Annotated in this window: 16 protein-coding genes; 5 read left to right on the forward strand and 11 right to left on the reverse strand. The window is 70.1% G+C overall.

Annotated features, from left to right (window positions below):
- The first annotated feature begins 30 nt into the window (after positions 1–30).
- Entirely contained in the window at positions 31–615 is a 585-nt protein-coding gene (locus ACFU5M_RS07390) for a TetR/AcrR family transcriptional regulator C-terminal domain-containing protein (protein ID WP_379045269.1), read from the forward strand.
- Between the two features lie 66 nt (positions 616–681).
- On the opposite strand, the gene ACFU5M_RS07395 is transcribed toward ACFU5M_RS07390, so the two are convergent.
- The 9 genes from ACFU5M_RS07395 to ACFU5M_RS07435 all read right to left on the reverse strand — a co-directional run bounded on the left by ACFU5M_RS07395 (position 682) and on the right by ACFU5M_RS07435 (position 9,896).
- Positions 682–1,899, reverse strand: a complete 1,218-nt coding sequence (locus ACFU5M_RS07395) for an MFS transporter (RefSeq protein WP_379045272.1) — start codon at positions 1,897–1,899, stop codon at positions 682–684.
- Positions 1,900–2,404: 505 nt separating this feature from the next.
- Positions 2,405–3,757 (reverse strand): LLM class flavin-dependent oxidoreductase, encoded by a 1,353-nt coding sequence (locus tag ACFU5M_RS07400; protein ID WP_379045276.1) that lies wholly within the window; start codon positions 3,755–3,757, stop codon positions 2,405–2,407.
- On the reverse strand, positions 3,754–4,506 hold the full coding sequence (locus ACFU5M_RS07405) for an ABC transporter ATP-binding protein (RefSeq protein WP_379045279.1): 753 nt from the start codon (positions 4,504–4,506) through the stop codon (positions 3,754–3,756). Before ACFU5M_RS07405 ends, ACFU5M_RS07400 begins: the two co-directional genes overlap by 4 nt.
- On the reverse strand, positions 4,482–5,342 hold the full coding sequence (locus ACFU5M_RS07410) for an ABC transporter permease (protein WP_379045284.1): 861 nt from the start codon (positions 5,340–5,342) through the stop codon (positions 4,482–4,484). The genes ACFU5M_RS07405 and ACFU5M_RS07410 overlap by 25 nt, the downstream gene beginning before the upstream one ends.
- Positions 5,342–6,433: an ABC transporter substrate-binding protein gene (locus ACFU5M_RS07415; protein ID WP_379045287.1), complete on the reverse strand. Its 1,092-nt coding sequence runs from the start codon at positions 6,431–6,433 to the stop codon at positions 5,342–5,344. The genes ACFU5M_RS07410 and ACFU5M_RS07415 overlap by 1 nt, the downstream gene beginning before the upstream one ends.
- Positions 6,434–6,496: 63 nt before the next feature.
- On the reverse strand, positions 6,497–7,660 hold the full coding sequence (locus tag ACFU5M_RS07420) for an esterase/lipase family protein (protein WP_379045290.1): 1,164 nt from the start codon (positions 7,658–7,660) through the stop codon (positions 6,497–6,499).
- Between the two features lie 109 nt (positions 7,661–7,769).
- Positions 7,770–7,907: a hypothetical protein gene (locus ACFU5M_RS07425; protein WP_379045293.1), complete on the reverse strand. Its 138-nt coding sequence runs from the start codon at positions 7,905–7,907 to the stop codon at positions 7,770–7,772.
- 169 nt (positions 7,908–8,076) lie between these two features.
- Positions 8,077–8,751 (reverse strand): dethiobiotin synthase, encoded by a 675-nt coding sequence (gene bioD / locus ACFU5M_RS07430; RefSeq protein WP_379045296.1) that lies wholly within the window; start codon positions 8,749–8,751, stop codon positions 8,077–8,079.
- Complete coding sequence (locus tag ACFU5M_RS07435; RefSeq protein ID WP_379045299.1) at positions 8,748–9,896, reverse strand: 8-amino-7-oxononanoate synthase; 1,149 nt, start codon at positions 9,894–9,896, stop codon at positions 8,748–8,750. The genes bioD and ACFU5M_RS07435 overlap by 4 nt, the downstream gene beginning before the upstream one ends.
- Positions 9,897–10,023: 127 nt before the next feature.
- On the opposite strand from ACFU5M_RS07435, the gene ACFU5M_RS07440 reads away from it, so the two are divergent.
- Positions 10,024–10,320, forward strand: a complete 297-nt coding sequence (locus tag ACFU5M_RS07440) for a hypothetical protein (RefSeq protein WP_379045302.1) — start codon at positions 10,024–10,026, stop codon at positions 10,318–10,320.
- 10 nt (positions 10,321–10,330) lie between these two features.
- Here the strand turns inward: ACFU5M_RS07440 and ACFU5M_RS07445 are convergent, their stop codons facing one another.
- Positions 10,331–10,816 carry a MarR family winged helix-turn-helix transcriptional regulator gene (locus ACFU5M_RS07445; protein WP_379045305.1) on the reverse strand — a complete coding sequence of 162 codons (486 nt, stop codon included), beginning with the start codon at positions 10,814–10,816 and terminating at the stop codon, positions 10,331–10,333.
- A 59-nt stretch (positions 10,817–10,875) separates the two neighbouring features.
- Here ACFU5M_RS07445 and ACFU5M_RS07450 point away from each other — a divergent pair, with 59 nt between their 5' ends.
- Entirely contained in the window at positions 10,876–11,247 is a 372-nt protein-coding gene (locus ACFU5M_RS07450; protein ID WP_379045308.1) for a cupin domain-containing protein, read from the forward strand.
- A gap of 4 nt (positions 11,248–11,251) precedes the next feature.
- On the opposite strand, the gene ACFU5M_RS07455 is transcribed toward ACFU5M_RS07450, so the two are convergent.
- Entirely contained in the window at positions 11,252–12,532 is a 1,281-nt protein-coding gene (locus tag ACFU5M_RS07455; RefSeq protein ID WP_379045311.1) for an adenosylmethionine--8-amino-7-oxononanoate transaminase, read from the reverse strand.
- 166 nt (positions 12,533–12,698) lie between these two features.
- On the opposite strand from ACFU5M_RS07455, the gene ACFU5M_RS07460 reads away from it, so the two are divergent.
- Both ACFU5M_RS07460 and glgX read left to right on the forward strand, forming a co-directional pair.
- The gene (locus tag ACFU5M_RS07460; protein WP_379045314.1) at positions 12,699–13,634 is read left to right on the forward strand and encodes a GNAT family N-acetyltransferase; all 936 of its coding nucleotides are present in this window, start codon (positions 12,699–12,701) and stop codon (positions 13,632–13,634) included.
- Between the two features lie 195 nt (positions 13,635–13,829).
- Positions 13,830–15,950 carry a glycogen debranching protein GlgX gene (glgX, locus tag ACFU5M_RS07465; RefSeq protein ID WP_379045318.1) on the forward strand — a complete coding sequence of 707 codons (2,121 nt, stop codon included), beginning with the start codon at positions 13,830–13,832 and terminating at the stop codon, positions 15,948–15,950.
- Positions 15,951–15,980: the final 30 nt, after the last annotated feature.

The following is a 15,980-nucleotide window of genomic DNA, read 5'->3' on the forward strand; positions in this document are numbered from 1 at the left end:
TGAGTCAAAGCACGACGGGAAGGGCATCGAGTGCAACTGCACCGGGCGGACGTGGTCGAGGGCGCCATCGCGATTCTGGACCGATACGGCCTCGCCGACCTCACCATGCGCAGATTGGCCGGTTCTCTCCAGGTGCAGCCGGGCGCGTTGTATTGGCACTTCCCGAACAAGCAGGCGCTGCTCGGCGCGGTCGCGGACAAGATCCTCGCGCCCATGGAAGACCCGATCGAGGCCGAGGAATGGTCCGGTCAGATCACCGAATTGGCCCACCGGATGCGCGACTGCCTGCTGGCCTATCGCGACGGCGCCGAATTGGTCTCGGCGACTTACGCTTCCCGGCTCACCACGAGCAAGGGACGAGAGCGTCTGGTGAGCGCCGCGATTCGCGCGGGCATGCCCCGCCAGGAGGCCGAACTCGCGGCGTTCACGCTGCTCTACTACGTCCTCGGCGAGACCGTCGACGAGCAGTCGAGGATGCAGATGGACTCGGCGGGCGCCCTGCCCGACGGCGCCTCGCCACTGGAGGAAACCACGGACGCCACAGCCCGTTTCGACTTCGGCCTGCAACTGTTCGTCGCGGGCGTGCGGCACCTGCTCGGCACCCGCGTCCGCTGACGCCGGGCGCGACGGCGGTCCGTTCGACATGTGCCGACGGTGGACATTGTTTTCGCCACCCGGCGCCTACTCGGTCTCCCGCCGCGCTGGTGTCCCGACCACGCCGGGAAACCAGCGGTGCATCGTGTAGGCCCCCGCCGCGGCGGTGACCGCGAGCGCGATGGACGCCCCGCCGAGGACGGTGAGGGCGCTGATCGCGCCGACCGCCACCGGCCCGGCGAACATGCCGATGTCGTGGGTGAGCCGCCAGGCGCCGAGGAATTCCGCGCGCTGCCCCTCGGGGGCGACGTCGGCGCCGACCGTCATGATCAACCCGTTGCTCAATCCGTTGGCGAGCCCGAGCAGCACGGCGGCGCAGCCGAGACCGAGCACCGAGGAGGTGAACGGCAGCGCGCCGAAACCGAGGGCGAACAGGAGCATCGACGGCACGCCGGTGGCGCGCCTGCCGTAGCGATCCAGCCACACGCCCGCCGGATAGGACATCAGCACGTCCACCGCACCCGCAGCGCCGAACACCAAACTGGTGGTCGACGCACTCGATCCGATGTGCGCCGCCCACAGCGGCAGCAGCGCCAGCCGTGCCGCCCGTGCGGCGCCGACCAGCAACGCGGCCGAGCCGAGCGTGCCGAGAACTCGGCGATGCTCGACCACGACCGCTCCCAGCGAATGCCGCTCCCCTGCCCCGCCCGCTGCCTCCGGCGACCGGATCGCCGCCATGGCCGCGCCGGAGATCACCGTGGTCACCAGTTGCAACCACAGCGCCCCGTTCGGGCCGAGCGAGTGCACCACGGCCGCACCGAGGAACGGTCCGCAGAAGAAACCCAGCCGCATCGAACCGGCCAGCGTCGACATCGCGCGCCCGAGCTCGGCGGTGGGCACCACGGCCACCAGGTAGGTCTGGCGAGCCAAGCCCCACACCGCGCCCGCCGCGCCATTGAGCAGCATCGCCAGCGCGAGCACCCCGACGTTCGGCGCGACGATCGCGGCGAGCACCCCGACGGCCCCGAGCACCGAACCCACCGCCAACGCGCCGCGCTCGCCGATCCTGGCGACGACCCGTCCAGCGGGCAGATCCGTGAGCACCATGCCCAGCCCGGACAGCGCGACGATGACTCCCGCGATCGCGGCCGACGCACCCAGATCCAGCGCCCGCAGCGCGTACATCGGCGCCGCCGCCCCTGACCCGACGCCGTACACCACCATCGGCACGAACACGGTCCAGGTCAGCGACCGTAACCGCACCGGCATGGCGACCTCGCCCAAAACCGCGGACCGCTCGCTCATCGCCGCGCCCTCGATCGGCGGAAACCGCCCCGCGTCTCCGGTGCCCTGTCCCAGCCGATCACCTGCCGGCCGCCACCACCGTTCGGGGCAGGGCCGCGTGCCGATCGCGATCCGCTACCTGTGGCGGAGTTCGCCCCTCCGGGGCTTACCGACTCGGCTCGTCGCCAACGCGGCTCACGCAGCGCGCCGACCGCCCGCCGCCCCGCTGACCAGCCCTTGCGGCGTCGATCGCTCGGTGACCGCCATGCTGCGCGGCGATTCCATTCGAGCCGGATATCGTGCCGTTCGCCGGGCCGCACCGAACAGTAGCTCGGTGCCTTTTCCCGTCTGCTGTGAAAGACCGACAGGGCGCGATAGCCCGAGGACGGTGCCACCCGCGCCCGGGAGACGGCACCGGCTGCACCCGCATTGGACGCGTGCGACCGATCCGTGGTGCGCAGCGGCGCCGTCCTCTGCCGGACCGACCGGTGAAACTGTGCGGAACAGTCGGTTTCGCCCGGGCCGCTCACCTGGTCAGGGCGGGCTGCCGGGCGAAGCGGCTGTCGGGGCGGGGCAGGCCGAAGTGGTCGCGCAGGGTGGTGCCGGTGTACTCGGTGCGGAACAGTCCGCGCTCCTGGAGGATCGGCACAACCGTTTCGGCGAAGACTTCCAGTCCGCCCGGGTAGTACGGCGGCATCACGTTGAAACCGTCGGCGGCGCCGTTGCGGAACCATTCCTCGATGGTGTCGGCGACCTGTTCGGGGGTTCCGGCGAACACCCGGTGACCGCGCGCACCGGCGAGACGGTGCAGCAGACCGCGCACAGTCGGCCGTTCGCGCTGCACGATGCCCGCCACGACCTGCAACCGGCTCTGGCCGTTGTCGGTGACATCGCCCGCGTGGGTGAACAATTCGACCGGAATCGGCTCGTCCAGCGGCAGGTGTCGCAGGCTGATCCCGGCGATGCCCTCCAGCTGGCCCAACCCGTACTCCGGCACGGTGAGTTCGTTGAACTCCCGTTCCAATTTCTTGGCCGCGGCCTCGGTGTCGGCGATGAACGGGCTGATCCCGGGCAGGATCTTGACGTGCTCGGGGTCGCGCCCGAAGCCGCGGGCGCGCGACTTGATGTCGGCGTAGAACGCCTGCGCGTCGCTGAGCTGCTGATGCGCGGTGAAGATCGCCTCGGCGTACTTGCCCGCGAATGCGCGGCCGTCGTTCGACGAGCCCGCCTGTACCAGCACCGGGTATCCCTGCGGCGTGCGCGGCGCGTTGAACGGCCCGCGCACCCGCAGGTGTTCGCCTTCGAAGTCGATCCGGTGGATCTTCTCCGGGTCTGCGTACAGGCCGGAGGATCGGTCCAGGACGATGGCGTCGTCTTCCCAGCTGTCCCACAGCGCGATCACGGCATCGACGAATTCCCGTGCCCGCGCGTACCGTTCGGCATGATCGGGATGCTTGTCCAGGCCGAAGTTCGCCGCGGCGAGATCGGTGCCGGTGGTGACGATGTTCCAGCCGGCGCGGCCGCCGGAGATGTGGTCCAGCGTGGAGAACAGCCTGGCCAAGTTGTAGGGCTCGTAGTACGTCGTCGACGCGGTGGCGATCAGACCGAGATGCGTCGTGGCCGTGGCGATCGCGGTGAGCAGGGTGATCGGCTCCAGTCCGGAGGCCGCGTTGTGCTTGACCTCGGTGCGCAGCGCGGGACCGTCGGCGAAGAACACCGCGTCCAGCTTCGCCGCTTCGGCGGTGCGTCCGATTTCCTGGTAGTAGGCGACGTCGTAGATCCGCTCGGGACTGCTCCACGGATGCCGCCAGGCGGCCTCGTGGTGGCCGGAAGGGTAGATGAAGGCGTTGAGGCTGAGTTGGCGCGGTGCGGTAGTCATGAGGCTTTCTTCTCGTCGGTGGGCGTGTCCGCGACATCGACGCCCAGGCTGGCCAGCAGCAGGGATCGGTGCCGCAGGAACGCGGGGTCGCCGTGACGGCGTGGGCGTTCCAGGTCGATGCGCTGGTCCACCGCGATGCGCCCGTCGTCGAGCACCAGGACGCGGTCGGCGAGCAGCACCGCCTCGTCCACGTCGTGGGTGACCAGCAGGACGGCGGGCCGATGCTTCGCGCACAGGTCCTCCAGCAGCGCGTGCATCCTGATCCGGGTGAGCGCGTCCAGCGCGCCGAACGGCTCGTCCGCCAGCAGGAGTTCGGGTTCGCGCACCAGCGAGCGCGCCAGGGCCACGCGTTGTTGCTCGCCGCCGGAAAGCTCCTTCGGCCAAGCCTTTTCCCGTCCGGCAAGCCCGACTTCGGCCAGCGCCGCGCGACCGCGACCGGCCGCATCCGAACCGCCGAGCCCGAGGGTCACGTTGTCCAGCACACGCGCCCAGGGCAGCAACCGGGAGTCCTGGAACACCACGGAACGATCGGTGGGCACACTCAGCTCGCCGGAGCCCGGCACGTCGTAGTCCAGTTCGGCCAGTGCCCGCAGCAGAGTGCTCTTACCCGAACCGCTGCGGCCGAGCAGGGCGACGAACTCGCCGCGGGCGATGTCGAGATCGAGGTCGCGCAGCACGACCCGGTCGCCGAAGCCACGGCGCAGCCGCCGGGCGCGCACGACGCTCAGTCCCCGAGTGTCTGTCGCCATGACAGCGCCCTCCTTTCCGCCGCGCGCACCAGGATGTCGCCGAACAGGCCCAGCAGGCCGTAGATGACCAGGCCGACCACGATGATCTCGATCTGGCCGTAGGTGCGGGCCTGGGTCATCAGATAACCGATGCCGCTGGTGGCGTTGACCTGTTCCACCACGACCAGCGCCAGCCACGAGATGGTGACGGCCAGCCGCAGACCGGTGAAGAAACCGGGCAGCGATCCCGGCAGCGCGATCCGGCGGACGAACCCCCACCGCGACAGCCCCACCGTTTGCGCGAGTTCCACGTATCCGGCGTCGACGCTGCGCAGGTGGGCGTGCGTGTTCAGGTAGATCGGGATCGCCACGCTGGTGGTGATCACCACCAGCTTCATTTCCTCGCCGATGCCGAACCACACGATGAACAGCGGGATCAGCGCGAGGGTGGGAATGGCGCGCTTGATCTGGATCGGCCCGTCCACCAATGCTTCACCGACCCGGCTCAGCCCGGCCAGCAGCGCCAGCACCAGGCCGATCGCGACCCCGAGCCCGAGCCCGATCACGGCGCGCTGCACGGAGGTCAGCAGATTGCTCTGCAGCCGGCCGTCGGCGATCAGGTCACCGGCGGTCTCGGCGACCGTCCACGGTGCGGGCAGGGTTTCCGGATCCAGTGTGCCCGTCGCGGAACCGGCCACCCACGCGGCGATCAGCAACGAAGGTCCCACCGCGATGCCGAACGGGATCGGGCGGCCCGGCCCCAGGCGCGGCCGGGCCGGTTTGCGTTTCGCCAGTACCGGCTGCGCGGAGCGGCCGAGGCCGATGCGGCGCAGCACCGCGGCGTCCAGGGTCGCCATCAGCGTGCCTTCGGTTCGAACGATGCGCCGCTCTCGGTGACCGCCGCGGTGATCGCGGCGTCGAAGCGCAGGTCGAAGCCGTTGGACGCCTGCACCTTCTTCGGCAGTTCCCCGGCCTTGGCGATGGCGTCGATGGTGGACTGCTGACGGTCGACGAGTCGCTGGTCCAGATGCGGGAAGACGTAGGTGCCCAGCGAGTCCACGATCCGCTTGGCGTCGTCGGCGCTCACCTTCTGGTTCTCCACGTAGTACCGGCGCGCCCACTCCTCCGGGTGGGTGTTGGCCCACTGGTAGGCCCGGACGAACGCACCGACCAGCGCGCGGGTGGCGGCCGCCTTCGCCGGGTCCCGCACGACGGCGCGGCGGGCATACAGATAAGCGAGGCCACCGTAGATGCCCGCGGTCTCGGAGTCCTGGACCAGCGAGGCGCCCGCCGTGCGAAGGAACCGCGTGACGTTCGGTTCGATCAGCGGCGCGACATCGACCTGGCCGGTGCGCACGGCGTCGGGGAACTCGGCCAGTTGCAGCCGGATCAGCTGCACGTCGGAGGTGGTGAGCCCGGCCTTGTCGATGGCGCGCAACACGGCGGCCTGCTGAGCGGTGCCCTCGGCGTAGGCGATCTTCTTACCCTTCAGATCAGCGAGCTTCGCCACCGACTTGCCCGGCGCCACCGCGAGCTTCAGGGCGGTCGTGCTGGTCTGGTACGACGCGACGATCGGAACGTCCTGTCCGGCGACGAGTGCGTGTATCGGGGGGACGTCGCCGACCTGCGCGACGTCGGCGGCGCCCGCGCGGAACGCCTCCAGGATGGCGGGGCCGCCGACGAAGTTGGCGAACTCCACCTTGAACGGGAGCTTGTCGAGCTCGCCGGAGATGCGCAACACGGATTGCAGCCGTTCGGACTGGTCGGCGACCACCAGGGTGGTTCCGGCGGGAACCTCGGTCGGCAGTGGTCCGTCGGCGGCGGGACCGACCGGCTCGTCGTCCTTCGCGCAGCCGGTGAGTCCGAGGGTCGCAACGGTCGCCACGGCGAGCAATGCGGCGGTCGCGCGGCCGCGGCGGCCGGACCGGAACGTACTTGGTCGGAACATAAGGCGATTGAAACAAGACGAAACCGGCACGGAAACGGTTTGTCTCAGCCTGGTTCGAACCCCTCAGCGCGGCGGGGCGGCCACCATCGTCGACCGGACCTGTTGCTGATAGCGCTGCAGGAACGGCAGGATCTGCTGCTCGATCACCGTGTTGTATTCCCGCGGGCGCTGCATCGGGTTGGCATGCCCGGTGTTTCGCGCGAGCACCACCAGCAGTGTACCGTCCACGCCGCCGGACCGCTCGATCAGCACCCGGTGGGAGTACTCGACGTCCACCACGCGGTCGGCGCTCGCGTCGCGCGGCCGGATGAAGACGATGGCGGGTCGTGGCTTGTCCGCCACGGGCTGGGCCAGTGTGCGCAAGTCGTCGGTCGCGCCACCGGCCACGATCGCGGTGAACTGGGATTCGATCAGACCGTTGCTCGCGGCGTCGCGCGAGACGATCTTGTCCCGCAGCACTTCCGCCAGCACCTCGCCCAGCTTGCCGAATTTCACGCCGAGCGGCCCGTCGCCACGGTCGAGGAAACGGTCCCGGCGGGCGTAGGTCTCCACGGCCAGCCGTAGGCTGCGGCTTTCCCGGGCGCCGGGCAACCAGCCCATCCAGCGCAGCATGTCCTCACCGCGACCCCGGCTCTCCGGACGGACCGCGTTCAGGTCCATCGGCGTGCAGTCCAGGATCACCCCGGCCAGCCTGCGGTCGCTGTCACGGTGGATGTGCTCGGCGACCTCCAGCGCGATCACCCCACCCATGCTGTGGCCGACGAGCACGACGTTGCGCAGGCCGGACAGCTCGGCGGCGCGCACGATGAGGTCGGCGATCACCTTGGTGTCGATGCCCTCGTTGTCGTAGCGGATCGCCCACACCATGCCCATCCGGCGCAGCGCGGGCAGCGCGGTGGCGGTGTCACTGGCGTCCAGCCCGCCGAGCCCGACCAGGTCCACCACGACGGTGTCCCAGTTCTGCGGGTCCACCGGCGCGGCGACGGGCAGGATGGCGGGCTCGGTGCGCGCCAGTCGCGCTTGTTCCGGCGCGACGTCGTACTTCCAGTACTGCGCGAACACCACCAGTCCGGCCAGCAGCAGTGCGGCCACCCGCAGCAGCGTCACCCTGGTGCGGCGCAACGTCTTCCACCCGTGCCCCAGGCTCGTGTCCCGCAGCCGAGCTCGGCGTCGCGTGTCGTCCCAGTCGGAGACGGTGGACGGGTGCCGGGCGTCCATCGGCGACATCTATCCCACTGTAGGCACGGGTTCGGATGGTCGCCACGAACCCGCTACCGTTCAGCGTGCCGCCTCGGCCATAGCCGCGAGTTCGCCCAGCGAGATCCACCGGCCGAGTTCACGCGATGGCATCCGGCAACCCGTCGCGCACTGCCTCGACATCGATGCAGCCGCCGGTGTCGTGCGACGTGTAGGTGATGGTTTGCTCACCTGTCGCCGTGGGATCGACGGTCGCGAACTCGATGATCTGCCTCACCTGCCCGTACGGGACCAGCCGGGCGAAACGACCGTGGCAGGTATCGCTGCCGGTGCCGGTGGGTTCGGCGTCGGTGTGTCACCGCAACTTCGAGCGCACTCGGTCGGCGTGTCCGCGCCCGATCACCTCCGCGCCACCGGCGCACCCCGCTCGACGAATTCGCGACCCATCAGCGAAAAGGCGACCAGGCGGGATCGAACCAGCCCGGTGCGGCGGCGGTGAATCGCGCACGCTGCCAGCCGCCCGCGCCTTCCGGCACCGAACCCACCAGCTCGACGCCGGTGACGCGGGTCAGATCGGTGCGGTTGCACTCGGCGGCGAGGTCCGGTTCGGCGGGCCAGGAACCGATCACCAGGCCCGCGCACCGCACGCCAGCCGATTGCAGTGCGCGGGTGGTCAGTTCGGTGTGGTTGAGCGTGCCCAGCCCGGCGGCGGTGACCAGCAGGACGGGTGCGCCGAGTTTCTGGGCGAGGTCGAGCAAGGTGAAATCGCCCAGGCGCACCAGTAGGCCACCCGCGCCTTCGACCAGAACGAGGTCGGCGTCGGTCAGGGAATCGACGGCGGCGGAGGTATCGGCGAGTGTCAGCTCCGGCAGCCCGGCGCGGCGGGCGGCGGTGTCGGGCGCCAGCGGGTCCGGGTAGCGGGCGAGTTCGACCGTCCGGCTGACACCGGAGAGCCGCTGGATCTCGGCGAGGTCACCGGGTTCGCCGACCGCGACACCGGTCTGGCCCGGCTTGCACACCGCCACCGAACGACCGTTCGCCCTGGCGAGGGCCGCGACGGCGGCGGTGACGACGGTCTTGCCGACGTCGGTGGAGGTTCCGGTGATCAGCAGGACGGTCATGCGGGTACCGCTTCCCGCGCCTCGGCCAGCACCTCACCGAGCACCGTCGCGATGGCATCGAGTTCGGCCGCGGTGAGGCTCGCTCGCGCGGTCAAGCGCAGTCGCGACGTGCCTTCCGGAACCGTCGGCGGACGGAAGCAGCCCACGTCGAGCCCGCGCGCCCGGCAGGCCTGGGCGGCGTCGAAGGCCACCTGCGCCGGGCCGAGGACGACCGACACCACCGCCGACGGCGGCGTGGGGACCCCGGCGATCCGGGCGATGTCGGCGGCACGGTCCAGCACCCGTCCGGCCAGTTCCGGTTCGGAGCGCAGCAGGCGCAGCGCGGCCCGCGCGCCGCCGACGGCGGCGGGCGCGAGACCGGTGTCGAAGATGAACGTGCGCGCCGCGTCGATGAGGTGGGCGCGTACCCGCGCACTGGCCAGCACCACACCGCCCTGCGCGGCGAGGGATTTCGACAGCGTCGCGGTGATCACCAGGTCCGGCGCACCGGCCAGGCCCGACTCGTGTACCAGGCCGCGCCCGCCCGCGCCGCGCACGCCGAGGCCGTGCGCCTCGTCCACCACGAGTACCGCCGCGTTGGCCCTGGTCACCCGGTGCAGTTCGGCGAGTGGGGCGAGATCGCCATCGGCGCTGAAGACCGAATCGGTGAGCACCAGCGCGCGTTCCTCGGTGCGCTCCGACAGCAGCCGGTCCACCGCCGCGACGTCGCGATGCGGTGCGATCTCCACCCTGGCGCGCGACAGCCGGCACGCGTCCACCAGCGAGGCGTGGCTACCGGCGTCGGAGATCACGAGCGAGCCGCGCCCGGCGAGCGCGGTGACCGCGCCCAGGTTCGCCGCGTAGCCGGAGGCGAACACGAGTCCCGCTTCGGCGCCGACGAATTGGGCCAGCTCCGTCTCCAGCAGTTCGTGCTCGGCGGTGGTGCCGGTGACCAGGCGCGACCCGGTGGCCCCCGCGCCCCAGCGGCGCACCGCCTCGATCGCGCCTTCGATCACCTCGGGGTGGCGGACCAGGCCCAGGTAGTCGTTGGAGGCGAGATCGATCGAGGATGCCCGGGCGGCGCGCGGGCGCAGCTCGCGACGCAGGCCCGCGGCCACCCGCGCGTCCGCGCGTTCGTCCAACCAGCTCAACGGATCGGTATTCACAGCTCCGCAGCATACTTGAACGCTGTTCAGGACGCCCGCCCACCGGCCCGCTGGTACCGTTGAGCCATCGTTGGTGGTTGTCACCGGCCCGCGGTGACGAAGTTTCACCGGGGAGGAACACGGCCGGATGCCGCGGTGGGCGATAGTCGTCGAGGAAACAACGGGCTCGGGGGAGCACAAGCGCTGGTCACCCCGGATTCTCACGGAAGTGGTCGGCACGCGCGCACAGGCGCTGGCGAAGCTGGCCGGCGTGCTGCCCACCTACACCCCCGAGCATCCCAAACTGCGCGGCCGCCGCATCGTCCTGCGCGACGGCGACACCTACTTGCTGATGGTGCGCGGCTGGGCGGACGACTACCACTGCATCTTCCGGGTATGGGAGATGGTGTCCGACAGCGATCGCCCGGACATCAGGAGCGGCTGACACGACCGGCTCACGGACCGGTGAACCAATTCGGCGGCGTATCGAGCCGGAACACCTCGCCGGGCGTCAGCAAGCGCAGATCGCGCTCCAACTCCGCCAGCCGGTCCGTGCCGAGCAGGTCCGCCCAGCGGTCATGGATCCGGTCGAAGGCGCGCGCAGACCGGGTCAGTACGTCCTCGGCGCGCTCGGTCAGCGTGTAGACCTTGCGCCGCGCGTCGGTCGGATCGTGTCCACGACGCAGGTAGCCCAGCCGCTCGAGCGTCTCGATGTGCTTGCCCGCGGCCTGTTTCGAGACGCCGAGCGCACGCCCGAGGTCCGCGGCCGTGCAACCGTGGGGCCCGCCGGCGCGGCCGACCGCCTGGAAGAGGAAGCCGTGCATCGGCCGCAACTCGGCATGACCGTGCTCGGCCAGTTCGACGTGGACCTCGTCGATCACGGCACGGAAGCCGAGCAGCATGCGCAGCGGCAACTCGTAACCGCCCGCGTCACTTGACATGATGGACAACCTCGTTGACTATATAGACAACCATGTTGTCTATCTTAGGTGGTAGCCCGATGCCCGTCATCCGACACTCCGACACCCGCCGCACCGAAACCCCGGGCGGCGTCATGACCACGCTCGCCTCCCCCACCCAGGGCGGCTCCGGGCTCGCGTTGTGGCGAGTCGAGGTGCCCGCGGACACGAGCGGACCGCTGCACTTCATCGATGCCGAGCAGATCTGGACCGTGCTGGCCGGACACATCGACATCGCACTCGACGGCACCGAACTCACCGTCGCCGAGGGCGATACGGCGATCCTCCCGGCGAACGTCTTGCGGCAGGTGCGCACCGAACAAGGCTTCACCGCCATCGTCGCCGCTCCGGCGGGCGCCCGGGCCGGAACACCGGACAGCGGCGGCACGATCGTGCCGCCGTGGATCGCCTGAGGGGTCACCGACCGGGTTGCGCGGCCACCGCGGCGCGCATCCCGGCGGTGATCGTCGCGATGTCGCCGGACGTGCTGATGAACGGCGGCATGGTGTACACCAAATTGCGGAACGGACGCAACCACACCCCGGCGGCCACCGCGGCGTCGGTCGCGGCGCGCATGTCGACCGGACGGTCCAGCTCGATCACGCCGATGGCACCGAGCACCCGCACCTCCACCACGCCCGGCAGGTCGCGCACCGGGGCCAGGCCCGCCGTCAGCTCCGCCTCGATCCCGGCCACCTCGCCGCGCCAGTCGCGCGAGCGCAGCAACTCGATCGACGCGACGGCTACGGCGCAGGCCAGCGGATTGCCCATGAAGGTGGGGCCGTGCATGAGCCCGCCGTGCGCCGCGCTGATCGTCTCGGCGATCCGCGTGGTGCACAGCGCGGCGGCGAGGGTCAGGTAGCCGCCGGTCAGCGCTTTGCCGACGCACATCACATCCGGGCCGACGCCCGCGCGGTCGGCCGCGAACAACGTTCCGGTGCGGCCGAATCCGGTCGCGATCTCGTCGAAGACCAGCAGCACGCCGTGCTCGTCACACAGCCTGCGCAGGTCGGTGAGGTAGCCGGGGTGGTGCCAGCGCATCCCGCCCGCGCCCTGCACGAGCGGCTCCACGACGACCGCCGCGAGTTCGCCCGCGTGCGCGGCGATCAGGCGCTCCAGTTCCGCCGCGTACTCCGGCCGGTACTCGCTCGGCGGCGCCGGCGCGAACACCTGGTTCACCAGGATGTCGGTCCACAGCGAATGCATGCCGCCCTCGGGGTCGCACACGCTCATCGGTGTGAACGTGTCGCCGTGGTACCCGCCGCGCCAGGTGAGTAGTCGCCGCTTCTCCGGTTTCCCCACCGAACGCCAGTACTGCAGGCACATCTTCACGGCGACCTCGACCGACACCGAGCCGGAGTCGCACAGGAACACCTTGTCCAGCCCGGCCGGCGTCGATTCGACCAGCAGTTCGGCCAGCCGGGCCGCGGGCTCGTGGGTGAGCCCGCCGAACATCACATGACTCATGCGCCGCGACTGCGCGACCAGCGCGGCGTCGAGCACCGGATGCCGGTAACCGTGGATGGCGGCCCACCAGGAACTCATCCCGTCGACCAGTTCGCGGCCGTCGGCCAAGGTCAGCCTGGTGCCCGCGGCGGCGGTCACCACCAGTGGTTCGGTCGTCGCGGGGAAGCCACCGTAGGGATGCCAGACATGCTCGGCGTCGAGTGCGGTGATCTCGTCGGGGGTCAGTGCCACAGGAATCCTCGCGTCACGGCCCCGGCCGTCCGGGGCGGCTTGAACGCCGTTCAAGTTAGCACCCGAGCCGGGTGGGTCCGCCGGGGGTGGGCCGAGTGCGGCCGTTTCCATGCCCGGCCGCGTCTCCCCGGGATAATCTTTGACAAAGTCAAAGATTGGAGCCGACGTGACCGCCGCCGCCCCCGCCGACATCGCCGCCGTCCGTGAATTCAACCGCCTCTACACCCGGGTGATCGGCGTACTGGGCGAGGGCCTGCACGACAGCCGGTACTCACTGACCGAGGCCCGAATCCTGTTCGAGCTGGCCGGATCCGAGGCGACCGAAGTGGTCGCGCTGCGCCACGCCCTCGACCTGGACCCGGGCTACCTCAGCCGCATCCTGGCCCGGTTCGAACAGTCCGGCCTGGTGCGGCGCAATCGCTCCGGCACCGACGGCCGCCGCCAAGAGGTCCGGCTGACCGACCAGGGCAGGGCGGTCTTCGCGACGCTGGATCAACGCTCCAGCGACGAAGTCGGCGCGCTGCTGGACGCGCAACCGCGAGCGACCCGGGCCCGGCTGATCACGGCGATGCGAACCATCCAGCGAATTCTGGACCAGCCCGCCGACACCCCTGCCGTGTCGCTGCGATCCCCGCGCCTCGGCGATTACGGCTGGGTGATCCAGCGCCATGCGGAGCTCTACGCGAACGAATACGGCTGGGACGCGACCTACGAGGAACTGATCGTGCGCATCGTGGCCGATTATCTGGCTTCCCGTGACGAGCAGCGCGAGCGCGCCTGGATCGCCGAAGCGGACGGCCGCCCGGTGGGCAGCGTCTTCTGCGTGCGCGAGGACGACACCACCGCGCGGCTGCGGCTGCTGCTGGTCGAGCCCACCGCCCGCGGCCTCGGCGTCGGTTCCGCGCTCGTCGACGAATGCCTGCGCTTCGCCGCCGCGGCGGGATACCGCGAGATCGTGCTGTGGACCAACGACGTACTCAGCGCGGCGCGGCGCGTCTATCAGCGTGCCGGCTTCGAACTCGTCGACCAGAGCCCGCATCACAGCTGGGGGCACGACCTGGTCGGCCAGACCTGGCGGCGGTCGCTCACGCCCGGGGGCTGAGGCACACGCCGGCTTCAGCAGCGTCGCCGGTATCCCGGCCTTCCCGCAACGGGCCGTGCCCGGCGGACTCGCACGCGTCGCGGTACTTCTCGGCTACCGCCGCCGCCGGCTGGAAAATGCCTCCGACCTCGACTGATCCGGTCGGCCGGAACCACCCGCGGTGCGCGGCGCCCGGCTGGCGCTACTGTCGTTGCCATGGCTCAGCCCGACGCAGCGCCCGGCGACGCGACCCCACTGGGTGTCTGGCCCGGCACCGCCTATCCCCTCGGGGCAACCTACGACGGCGCGGGTACCAATTTCTCGGTGTTCTCGGAGGTTGCCGACGCGGTCGAACTCTGCCTGATCGCCGGGGACGGCGCCGAGACCCGGATCGCGCTCGACGAGGTCGACGGCTACGTCTGGCATGCCTACCTACCCGCGATCGATCCTGGTCAGCGTTACGGATTCCGGGTGCACGGCCCATACGACCCCGACCGTGGATTGCGCTGCGACCCGAGCAAGTTGCTGCTCGATCCGTACGGCAAGGCTTTCGACGGTGACTTCGACGATCACCCCTCGCTCTACACCTACGGGCTGGACTCGCTCGGCCACACCATGACCGGCGTGGTGATCAACCCGTATTTCGACTGGGGCGCCGACCGCGCGCCCAACCGCCCCTACCACGAGACCGTGATCTACGAGGCGCACGTCAAGGGCATGACGATGACCCATCCCGAGGTGCCCGAGGAGTTGCGCGGCACGTACTCGGGGATCGCGCACCCCGCGATCGTGGATCACTTGAAGGGGTTGGGCGTCACCGCGATCGAATTGATGCCGGTACACCAGTTCCTGCACGACCGTGTACTGCTGGACCAGGGTCTGCGAAATTATTGGGGTTACAACAGTTTCGGCTACCTCGCGCCGCACAACGGGTACGCGGCGATGGACCGCGCCGGGTCGGCGGTCACCGAGTTCAAGGCGATGGTGCGCGCGCTGCACGCCGAAGGCATCGAGGTGATCCTCGACGTGGTCTACAACCACACCGCCGAGGGCAACCACCGCGGCCCGACGATCGGCTTCCGTGGCATCGACAACGCCGCCTACTACCGCCTGGTCGACGACGATCCCTCGCACTACATGGATTACACGGGCACCGGGAACAGTCTCAACGTGCGCCACCCGCACACCTTGCAACTGATCATGGACTCGCTGCGCTACTGGATTCTGGAGATGCACGTCGACGGCTTCCGCTTCGATCTGGCCGCCACGCTGGCGCGGGAACTGCACGACGTGGACCGGCTGTCGACCTTCTTCGACCTGGTGCAGCAGGACCCGGTGGTCAGCCAGGTCAAGCTCATCGCCGAACCGTGGGATGTCGGCGAGGGCGGCTACCAGGTGGGTAATTTCCCCGGCCTGTGGACGGAATGGAACGGCAAGTTTCGCGACACCGTGCGCGACTACTGGCGCGGCGAACCGGCGACACTGGGCGAATTCGCCTCTCGGCTCACCGGCTCCTCGGACCTGTACGAGGCCACCGGGCGCAGACCGAGCGCGAGTATCAACTTCGTCACCGCGCACGACGGATTCACGTTGCACGACCTGGTGTCCTACAACGAGAAACACAACGAGGCCAACGGCGAGGACAACCGGGACGGCGAGAGCTGGAACCGTTCGTGGAACTGCGGCGCCGAAGGGCCGACCGACGATCCGGCCGTTCTCGCCCTGCGCGCCCGGCAGAGCCGCAACCTGCTCGCGACGCTGATGCTCAGCCAGGGTGTGCCGATGCTCGCGCACGGCGACGAGATGGGCCGCACCCAGCGCGGCAACAACAACGTCTACTGCCAGGACTCGCCGCTGGCCTGGATGGACTGGTCGCTGCGGGAACAGAACGCCGATCTGCTCGAATTCACCCGCGCGGTGGTCGCGTTGCGCACCGAGCACCCCGTCTTCCGGCGCCGCCGCTTCCTGGCGGGCGGCCCGACCCGTTCGGCGGACGACGCCCGCGACATCGCCTGGCTCACCCCGTCCGGCGAGGAGATGACCGAAGCGGACTGGGACAGCGGATTCGGCAAGTCGCTGGCGGTCTACCTCAACGGCGAGGCGATTCCCGAACCCGGTCCACGCGGCGAACGGATCACCGATGACTCGTTCCTGCTGTGTTTCAACGCCCACGACGCGGCTATCGACTTCGTGCTACCGCGCACCGGCGACGGCGGGGAATGGTCGGTGGCATTGGATTGCTCGACACCGACCGGCCTGACCGACGCCGGGTACCCCGGTGGCGCGACCGTCGCCGTCGAAGCCCGCTGTCTCCTCGTCCTCCGCCAGGCCGCCTGACCCGAATGCCGATGAACGCACCCGATTCCA

The sequence above is a fragment of the Nocardia sp. NPDC057455 genome (assembly GCF_042802775.1).
Classification (GTDB): domain Bacteria; phylum Actinomycetota; class Actinomycetes; order Mycobacteriales; family Mycobacteriaceae; genus Nocardia.

Bases quoted from the DNA above. Each gene is read 5' to 3' on its own strand.
- ACFU5M_RS07395 (WP_379045272.1), bottom strand. From the start codon at position 1,899: ATGAGCGAGCGGTCCGCGGTTTTGGGCGAGGTCGCCATGCCGGTGCGG.
- ACFU5M_RS07400 (WP_379045276.1), bottom strand. From the start codon at position 3,757: ATGACTACCGCACCGCGCCAACTCAGCCTCAACGCCTTCATCTACCCT.
- ACFU5M_RS07405 (WP_379045279.1), bottom strand. From the start codon at position 4,506: ATGGCGACAGACACTCGGGGACTGAGCGTCGTGCGCGCCCGGCGGCTG.
- ACFU5M_RS07410 (WP_379045284.1), bottom strand. From the start codon at position 5,342: ATGGCGACCCTGGACGCCGCGGTGCTGCGCCGCATCGGCCTCGGCCGC.
- ACFU5M_RS07415 (WP_379045287.1), bottom strand. From the start codon at position 6,433: ATGTTCCGACCAAGTACGTTCCGGTCCGGCCGCCGCGGCCGCGCGACC.
- ACFU5M_RS07420 (WP_379045290.1), bottom strand. From the start codon at position 7,660: ATGTCGCCGATGGACGCCCGGCACCCGTCCACCGTCTCCGACTGGGAC.
- bioD (WP_379045296.1), bottom strand. From the start codon at position 8,751: ATGACCGTCCTGCTGATCACCGGAACCTCCACCGACGTCGGCAAGACC.
- ACFU5M_RS07440 (WP_379045302.1), top strand. From the start codon at position 10,024: ATGCCGCGGTGGGCGATAGTCGTCGAGGAAACAACGGGCTCGGGGGAG.
- ACFU5M_RS07445 (WP_379045305.1), bottom strand. From the start codon at position 10,816: ATGTCAAGTGACGCGGGCGGTTACGAGTTGCCGCTGCGCATGCTGCTC.
- ACFU5M_RS07450 (WP_379045308.1), top strand. From the start codon at position 10,876: ATGCCCGTCATCCGACACTCCGACACCCGCCGCACCGAAACCCCGGGC.
- glgX (WP_379045318.1), top strand. From the start codon at position 13,830: ATGGCTCAGCCCGACGCAGCGCCCGGCGACGCGACCCCACTGGGTGTC.